The organism is Actinoallomurus acaciae, from assembly GCF_042429965.1.
GTDB lineage: Bacteria > Actinomycetota > Actinomycetes > Streptosporangiales > Streptosporangiaceae > Actinoallomurus > Actinoallomurus acaciae.
In genome coordinates, this window is record NZ_JBHLZP010000050.1 from 33,333 (window position 1) to 41,086 (window position 7,754).

Below are 7,754 nucleotides of genomic sequence, written 5' to 3' on the forward strand. Positions count from 1 at the left end.
TGGTCGTCACCGGCGCCGGGGGTGGGGTCGGACGCGCGCTGATCCAGCTCGCCGTGACCGCGGGAGCCAGGGTGATCGCGCTGGTCGGCTCGCCCGAACGGGCCGCGGGGCTGGAGGTGCTGAGCGCGGCCGCTGTCACGTCCTACCGGACGCCCCCTTCGGAGGCCGCCCACGTGATCCTGGACGGGCGTCGGCGGCACGGTGATCGCCTACGGCAGCTCCGCCAGGCAGGACCTCCTCCTGCCCTTCGACTGGGCGCATCGCCGCCCCGGCGCGTACGTCCGCTCGGTCGGGCTGTTCGACGGCTGACCCGGACCTGGCCGTCCTGGTCCACCTCGTTCAACGGCGAAGGCTCCGCTCGCGCGCCACGGCGACCGCACCGTTGGAACGGATCCGGGAACGCCGGCTGCACGGCAAAGCGGTGCTCGTACCGAGAGAAACGCCGCCGACCTGCCCGCCGCCGGTGGGCTGGATCCGGATCACGTCGACGTGATCACGGTGACTTCTACGCAGGATCGCTCATCCTGGGGTATCTCCTGACCGTTCGGGGCCAAGGCACTGCGGGTGCTGCTGGCCCAGCGGATGCCGTCGGGGTCGGTATCGACATGGGGCCCGCGGACCAGTTCCTGCGGGTGCTGTAGCGGCTGGTCGCTTTGTGTCGGCGCGGGAGCCGACGGCAGGTTCAATTCATTACGCGGGTGCGATCTGGCCTCGCTGGTCGCTGATGCGAGCGCCGCGTTGCCTGCGGGACGAACCTCGGCCCGGGGGGCGGTGTCGGGGGCTGGAGGCGCAGGGGCCTCGGAGCTCCGCTCAACCCTTAGCGCCCGTGTAATCCGGTGGGCCAGCCATTGGTCGACGTCACCAGACACCTCGTCGCGCCGCAGCCCGGTTGTCACCGAGTCGGTCGCGTCCGGCGTCTGTTGTTCCCAGTCGAAGATCGCGGCCTTTCTGGAGTACTTCCACTGCTGGTCGAGAAATTTTTCGTTGAGTTGTTGGGCCGCGACGGCGTCCTCAATGATGAAGCCATGGTCCTGGGTCGTGTCGGGATAGACGTTCCTGGAACCGATGTAGAACGCCTTGTCGTCGACGGAGACCAGCTTCGTGTGGAGACGGTAGCTGTGATCACCCGGCCACGTCGGCTGGTCCGAAACACGCAGCGTCGCCAGCTGCAGGTGCTGCTCCATCACACGCTGCGCGTCCGCATCGGAGGCGGTCCTCAACCTGACGCGGCCGAACAGCGCCTTGACGGCCACCTCGATGTCGCTGATGTTGGAGAAGTCCCCGACCTTGTTCGGATTGCTGATGACGATCCGCACCTTGACCGGAATTGCGGCCGTCAGCTTGGCAGCCAGGGCGTCGAGCAACCTGACATCGAACAAGGGGTGATACAGGGGGAATTTAGCGAAGCCGTTAATGTCTTGTTGAGACAGGACGATTTTCTTTTTGGCGGTGGCGATCAACGCCCGCAGAGCATTCGCGTCGGGGTTGACCGTCATGAAGTCACGGTCGGTGTTCGTCTCGTTGTTCGACTTCGATCCCCACCACCAGTAGTCGGTCGCGGCCTGGTCGATGTTGGCGGCATCTGGTGGCCGATAGTTCGATGTCGGGTCATTTTTCTGGATGCCGTATCCGAGGCTGCCGACAGAGATGACGTGGAGGTCGCCTACGGGTGTGGGTGTGACGTTCTTATAGAGACTCGGGATGCCCTCATCGAGTTTGTCGTTGTTGGTCGCAAGCCAGGCCCCGAAGCCCAGCCGTCGCCGGGTCGAGGCGTTATTGATCGTCCAGGTCCACAGTACGTCCAGGAACTTGCCGGCCGAGGCGGCGGCGGGGCCGCGCAGGGCCATGTCGAGGTCGGTCACCGGTGACGCGCCGCCGTAGCCCCTACCGCTGAAGGACCCGTCCTCGATGTAGAAGTTCTTTATCCAGTTGATGCCGCCGTGGATGGCGACCGTACCGTCCACCACGATGAACTTGGTGTGATTATAGGACGTACCCCCACGTGTCGTCATCGCGGCGACGTTGATGTCAACGGCGTGGGAGTCGGTACCGATCATTTGCTTCAGATAATCACGGAAGGCCCATGGTGAAACCGTGACATCCGCTTTCACCACACCGGTAAGTACTCGCACCTTCAGCCGCCGCCCGGTCACGATGGCGGCAGCGGCTGCGGTCTTGAGGCCGGCGCCGATGGCCTCAGCGAACTGGCCGTCGGGAAACTGCCCGGCGGGGGAAAATATTACATTCGGTACCCCGAAAGTGGTGATGTCGACGCTGCGTTCAGCCTTGGAGATGTTGTCCTGTAGCTTGGCCAGGAAAGGCTTGATTCCAGGCTTGTTCGGCCCCTGCTGACCGAGATCATCGGCGCTCCAGCCCCAGGAGTCGGGAACCTGCAATATCCACGAGGCGGGATCATCCTCTGACGCATCGAGGGCGTTACCGGAAGTCCGTTCCCATACGCTGCCCTCCAGGCCGGGAGATACTTCCCGCAATTCGGCCTCGATATTGTCCAGATACGGCGTTTCGGCCGGCTGTGTTGGCGTCGTATCCTCTGCGGGCCCCGGCGCAGCCCCCCTTCCACTCGATACCTCGGTGGGAGCGACCCGCCCCAGCCAAGCTTCATCGCGGAAGGGCGGCGACCACGGTTTCGGAGTTGTGGCGCCGGGCGCATCCGGTCGGGTGGCTTCGGCGACCAGCAGGCGTGTCGGGCGGGGCTCGGTGGCGGCCCGAAGGACCGCCGGCCCGCCTGGTGTCCCCGGTGGCCGGCCAGGCCGGGTTCCGAGCGTGATCATCCCGTCCGGCCATAGCGTCGACAGGCCGGCCTGAACACAAGCCCCCTCACGCCCGGCTGCACTGCGCTGCGATGTACACCAGCCCCTCCCTCCGGCCATCGCCTGCACGCCATCCATCAGTGACACACCCTCCCGCCGGTTTCCTGGCCGACCTCGTACAGCCCGTGACCGGAACCAACTTTTGGATGGAACCGGGTACAGCAACCCTCAAGTCTTACAGGTCGGCTGTATCCCTCAATGGTGAGACACGACGGTGCCGGAGCAGGCCCGCGCGAGGCGACGGTCGCCGTGGTGCTGGTGTCGGTCGGCGTGCGCCGCCTGCTCGACGATGGGATATCGGGGCCGTACGGGCGGTTTCCTGGGCCCGTGGCCGCGCAGGCGCCCGTACGTACGCCGCAGCGGGTGGCCCTGTCCCCGGAGGGGCCCGGCGGGATTCAGGTCTACGGCGGGGTCGCGATCGGCGGGTTCAGCCTCGGTGGCCCCCACGATGGTGTTCGGGCGGTCGGCATCGCCACCGGTAAGACGTACTGGGAGTACCACGGGCAGAAGCCCGCCGAGCCGATCGGGCTGGACCGTGCGACCGGCGACGTGTACGTCGACGGGAACCACGAACTCGCGAAGATCGATGTGCGTACGGGCCGGATCCTTTGGTCCAGGCCCACTCCGGGCTACTTTCCCGTCGAGCACGCCGTCGTGTCCGGCACCGGCACGCTGGTGGTGTTCAACGACCTGTCCTGGCCGGACCGCGATGCCGGAGGCGAGGTGACCGGGATCGATCCGGCGACCGGGCGGACCCGCTGGAGGAGCGCCTACGACTGCGACGCGAAGGACAGGACCACGGCCGTCGTCGGCGGGACACTCGCCATGGCCTGCGGGCCCACCGTCGGGAAGGTCCGCGGCATCGACCTGGCGACCGGAGAACAGCGGTGGTCCGAAAATCTCGCGCGGCTGTTCCCCCAGAAGCCGCACGGCGACGAAAGCGACGACTTCGTCGTTCTCGACGCGGGACAGAGCCGTGTGGCCATCACGACCCGGGACGGGTTCGACCTACTCGACGCCGCGACGGGCGAGATCCTGCGGCGCCGCGTCACGAAGGGGGAGCTGGCGACCGCGTTCAGCGGCGGCATGTGGCTCAGCACCTGCGCGCTCGGCAAGACCGAGGGCGTGTGCGCGAGTGACGTCGACACCGGCAAGCGGCTGTGGAGCAGCCCCTTCCCCGGCTCTCCGGCCGGATACTCGCCCGGCGAACCCGCCGAGCACGGGTACGCCGCCGTGGCCGACGGACGCGTCTACAGCCTCTCCGCGATCGACACTCCACGAAGGGAGGTCGCCCAGATCGTCGTGTCCGACCTCCGAACCGGCAAGCGTCTCACCTACTGGTCACACGACGGTCTGCTGCGCCCATACGACAGCTTCACCATCACCGATGGCGTGGTCGTCGTCCATGACGGGGGTCTCGACAGGGGGGACGTGGCCCTGTACGCCGACCGCCCCGACCTGCGGCGCACCCACCGGCTCTTCGCCCGGTGACCCGCCTCCGGCGGGCCTGCGATCGTCAGGACGGGCGAAGCCGGGCGGGAGGTTCGGGGGCGGGCGAGTTCATGAGGGTCTCCTTTCCTGGGAGCCGATGGGGTGCCTCAGGCGGCCGCGACGGCGCCCGGTCCCAGCCCGCCCACGTGGATGTCAGGCCGCGAGCAGTTCGACGTGGACACGGCCCTCGACCACGCGATGCGCGTGTTCTGGCAGCGCGGGTACGCGGATGCCTCTCTGGCACCTTCGGCGGTAAGGACGCGCTGCTCCGCCAGTGCCCAGACCGCTACGCGTCCATCGCTGGACCATCGAAGTGCGCGGCGAGCGCCCGCGCCGTAGGTCGAGGCGTTCCTGGATGTCGTCCTGGCGTGCATCGCCGACTCGTCGGTTCCCGCTGGGTGCCTCATCGCTCGGTCCGCGGCGCAGTGGCCGACGCTCAACGCGGAGAGCGGCGCCCGCGTGCGTGCCGTGCCGACATCCGGCAACGGCGGGTGCGCGAGGCGCTGGCGGCCGCCCCTCGCGTACGCGACGAGCTGGCTACGTTCGTCGTCGCCGTCAAGCAGTCGCTGGAAGTGCTCAACCGCGCCGGTACCGGGCCGGTGCCGTGCGATCGGACGGTTCCCCTGCCCCGTTTTGACCTTCAAGCCGGTTGAACCCCCACAATCTCGCTCATGGACGACTCCGACGGGCTGGTGAGCATCGGCGCCTTCGCGCACCGGGTGGGGCTGGCGCCGAGCGCGCTGCGGTTCTACGACGACTGCGGCGTGCTGCGACCGGCGTTCGTCGACGAGACGACCGGCTACCGCTACTACCACCCCGGCCAAGAACCTCGCGCCGTCCTCGTACGGCGGCTGCGCAAGGCCGGCCTGCCGCTGACCGAGGCCACGGTGGTGCTGGACGGCCCCCGGGCGCAGGCCCGCGCCGTGCTGGAGGAGCACCTGGAGCGGACGCGGGAGACGGCGGCGGCGACACGGTCGGAGATCGAGTCGATCCTCCGCGATCTGTCGCCGGGGGCGACGGCGTCCAGGGCGCGGGTGGGCGGCGCGGAACTGGCGAGCGCCGTACGCCAGGTCGCGCCGGCCGTGGCCGAACCGGCGGTCGCCCGGGAGTTCCCCGTCCTCGGCGGGGTGCTGGTCGAGCTCGACCCGCTGGAGATCCGCCTGGCCGCCACCGACCGTTACCGCCTGGCGGTGCGTACGCTGCGGCCGGATCTCATCGCGGGCGGACCGGCCCGGGTGGTCGTCGACGCCACGGCGATGAAGGAGGCCGCCGCCTGGGCCGTACGGCACGCGGAGGTGGAGGTGGAGCTCGACGGTTCTGCGGCGCGGGTCCGCGAGAGCGGCGGCGGGGTACGGACGCTGCCGGTGGTCGAGGGGGCGTTCCCCGACTACCGGATGCTCCTGGAGGACCGGCCCGCCGTACGGCACCGGCTGATCGCCGACCGCGCGGCGTTGCGGGACCGGCTCATCGAGGCCGGCGGGACCGTCACTCTGCACGCCGAGGACCACCACCTGCGCGTGGCGGGCGCGGCCACCGTGCCCGCGATCCGCACCGGGCCGCCGCTGTCCATCGCCTTCGACCCGGTCGTGCTGGTCGCGGCCCTGGACGCCGGTGTGGGACCCGACGTCCTGCTGGAGGTCTGCGACCCGCTGTCGCCCGTGGTCGTCCGCTCGGCCGACCAGGGCAGCTTCACCACTTTGGTCATGCCGGTCCTGGACCGGTCCGGCCACCACCGCGAGACGTGAGGAAGGACGAGCCATGGATCCGCGAAACCCCGTCGTCCGGCTGTGCGCCGAGGGCATGCGCGCCGAGACCGAGGGCCGTGACGCCGACGCACGCGAGCTGTTCGAGCAGGCGTGGCGTACCGCCGCCGACGACTACGAGGCGTGCGTCGCCGCGCACTACCTGGCCCGGCACCAGCCGACGCCGCGGGAGACGCTCCACTGGAACCGGGAGTGCCTGGACCGGGCGAACCGGGTCGGCGACGAGCGGGTCACCGGCTTTTACGCCTCCCTGCACCTGAACCTGGCCAGGGCCCACCGCGACCTGGCCGAGCCGGAGGAGGCACGGCGGCACTTCGCGCTCGCGGCCGCGCACGTGAACGACGCGCCCCAGGGCCCGTACGCCGACGGGCTCCGCTTCACGATCGCCGAGGGGCTGCGCGAGGACGGGGCGGGGGAACAGGCGGCCGATGGTGCGCTGGGGGACTTGCTGACCCGATGGTGCGCGCGGACGGACCTGCGGGCACTCGGGCTGGTCCTGCCCGCCTACCTGGGCGATCTGGGCACCGAGGAGGACCGGACCCGGCTGGCCACCGCCCTGCACACGCTGCATGCGACGCGGTGGCTGCCCGAGGAGGAACACGACGCCCTCGGCCGGGTCATCGGCTCGCTCACCACCGCGGCCTGACCCCTGCGGCGTTCAGTTCAGGTCGCCTGGCGCGCGGTGGCGCCCAGGGGAGCCGATCCCCCGTGGTGAACGACGAGAAGGCGCACCCGGCCGGATCGGTGAACACGACGTGCATGAGGTTGTGCGAGTGCGTCGGCGAACGCGTTCGAGGCGAGCATGGCGTAGACGATGGCCGGGTCGCCCGGCCATGCGGCCAGGCCCGGGCCGACACGGTCGGGCACGGCGGCGACCCGGGCGCGCAGGCTGAGCCCGGACAGGCGCAGGACGGCCGCCAAAGAGTCGATCACCTGCGCTCAGGGCCTTGTTCGAGACGGATGCAGTAGTCGACGCTGACGTCGGTCGGCAGCGCCACTTCCTCACGTCGCGGGCCGGGGACCGCCGGTGGCCCTCGTACAGACGCTGTCGCGACGGGGGATTCACGTGGCGGGCACCCGTTCCAACGTCGGCGCATCGCGGCGTCGACCACGGGACAGCGGGTACGGGCCGCCAGGCCTCGCCGTCGGGTCGCCCTCCACGTCGGCCGCGTCGCCATCGTCGGTGCCGTGGGGGCGGGGCTCGCCCACGAATCCGATCGCTGGGCGGAGGGGGTCAGTGTGCCTCGTCCGGTGTGTCGCCGGGGGTCGTATAGCGGGTGAGGGCCGGTACGGCGAGGTGGAGCAGGCCGGCGCCCACCAGGACGGCGATGCCGCCGCCGACCGCGCTGACGGCGGGGGAGGTGAGTGAGGCGAGGGCCCCGGCGCGGAAGTTGCCGACCTGCGGACCGGCGGCGCCGATGACGAAGTCGACGCCGGTGACCCGCCCGCGGAACCCGTCGGGCGTCGCGAGCTGCACAATCGTGGCGCGGACGATGACGCTGATCGTGTCGGCCGCGCCCGCGATGACCAGCAGCGGCAGGCCGAGCCACAGCGTGCGGGCGAGGCCGAACCCGGCGATGGCGACGCCCCAGACCGTCACGCTCGCCAGCAGGGCCCGGCCGGGGCGGAGGGTGTGCCCGACCGGGCCGGACAGCGCCGACCCGGCCAG

General features: G+C 70.1%; 6 protein-coding genes and 1 pseudogene. 4 read left to right on the plus strand and 3 right to left on the minus strand.

Going from position 1 to position 7,754, the window contains the following annotated elements; genetic code table 11:
- Positions 1 to 479: 479 nt before the first annotated feature.
- On the minus strand, positions 480 to 2,792 hold the full coding sequence (locus tag ACFFNX_RS09860; RefSeq protein WP_378198305.1) for a phospholipase D-like domain-containing protein: 2,313 nt from the start codon (positions 2,790 to 2,792) through the stop codon (positions 480 to 482).
- 240 nt (positions 2,793 to 3,032) lie between these two features.
- Between ACFFNX_RS09860 and ACFFNX_RS09865 the strand changes: the two genes are divergently transcribed.
- From ACFFNX_RS09865 to ACFFNX_RS09880, 4 genes are all read left to right on the plus strand, one after another.
- Positions 3,033 to 4,322 (plus strand): outer membrane protein assembly factor BamB family protein, encoded by a 1,290-nt coding sequence (locus ACFFNX_RS09865; RefSeq protein WP_378198308.1) that lies wholly within the window; start codon positions 3,033 to 3,035, stop codon positions 4,320 to 4,322.
- Positions 4,323 to 4,813: 491 nt separating this feature from the next.
- Positions 4,814 to 4,975, plus strand: coding sequence for a hypothetical protein (locus ACFFNX_RS09870; protein ID WP_378198310.1), 162 nt, complete (start codon positions 4,814 to 4,816; stop codon positions 4,973 to 4,975).
- 18 nt (positions 4,976 to 4,993) lie between these two features.
- On the plus strand, positions 4,994 to 6,067 hold the full coding sequence (locus ACFFNX_RS09875; protein ID WP_378198312.1) for a DNA polymerase III subunit beta family protein: 1,074 nt from the start codon (positions 4,994 to 4,996) through the stop codon (positions 6,065 to 6,067).
- A gap of 13 nt (positions 6,068 to 6,080) precedes the next feature.
- Complete coding sequence (locus tag ACFFNX_RS09880) at positions 6,081 to 6,731, plus strand: hypothetical protein (protein WP_378198314.1); 651 nt, start codon at positions 6,081 to 6,083, stop codon at positions 6,729 to 6,731.
- Between the two features lie 17 nt (positions 6,732 to 6,748).
- Here the strand turns inward: ACFFNX_RS09880 and ACFFNX_RS09885 are convergent, their stop codons facing one another.
- Positions 6,749 to 7,018, minus strand: a complete 270-nt coding sequence (locus ACFFNX_RS09885; RefSeq protein ID WP_378198316.1) for a hypothetical protein — start codon at positions 7,016 to 7,018, stop codon at positions 6,749 to 6,751.
- A 301-nt stretch (positions 7,019 to 7,319) separates the two neighbouring features.
- A pseudogene (locus ACFFNX_RS09890) lies at positions 7,320 to 7,754 on the minus strand (MFS transporter); the annotation flags it as partial.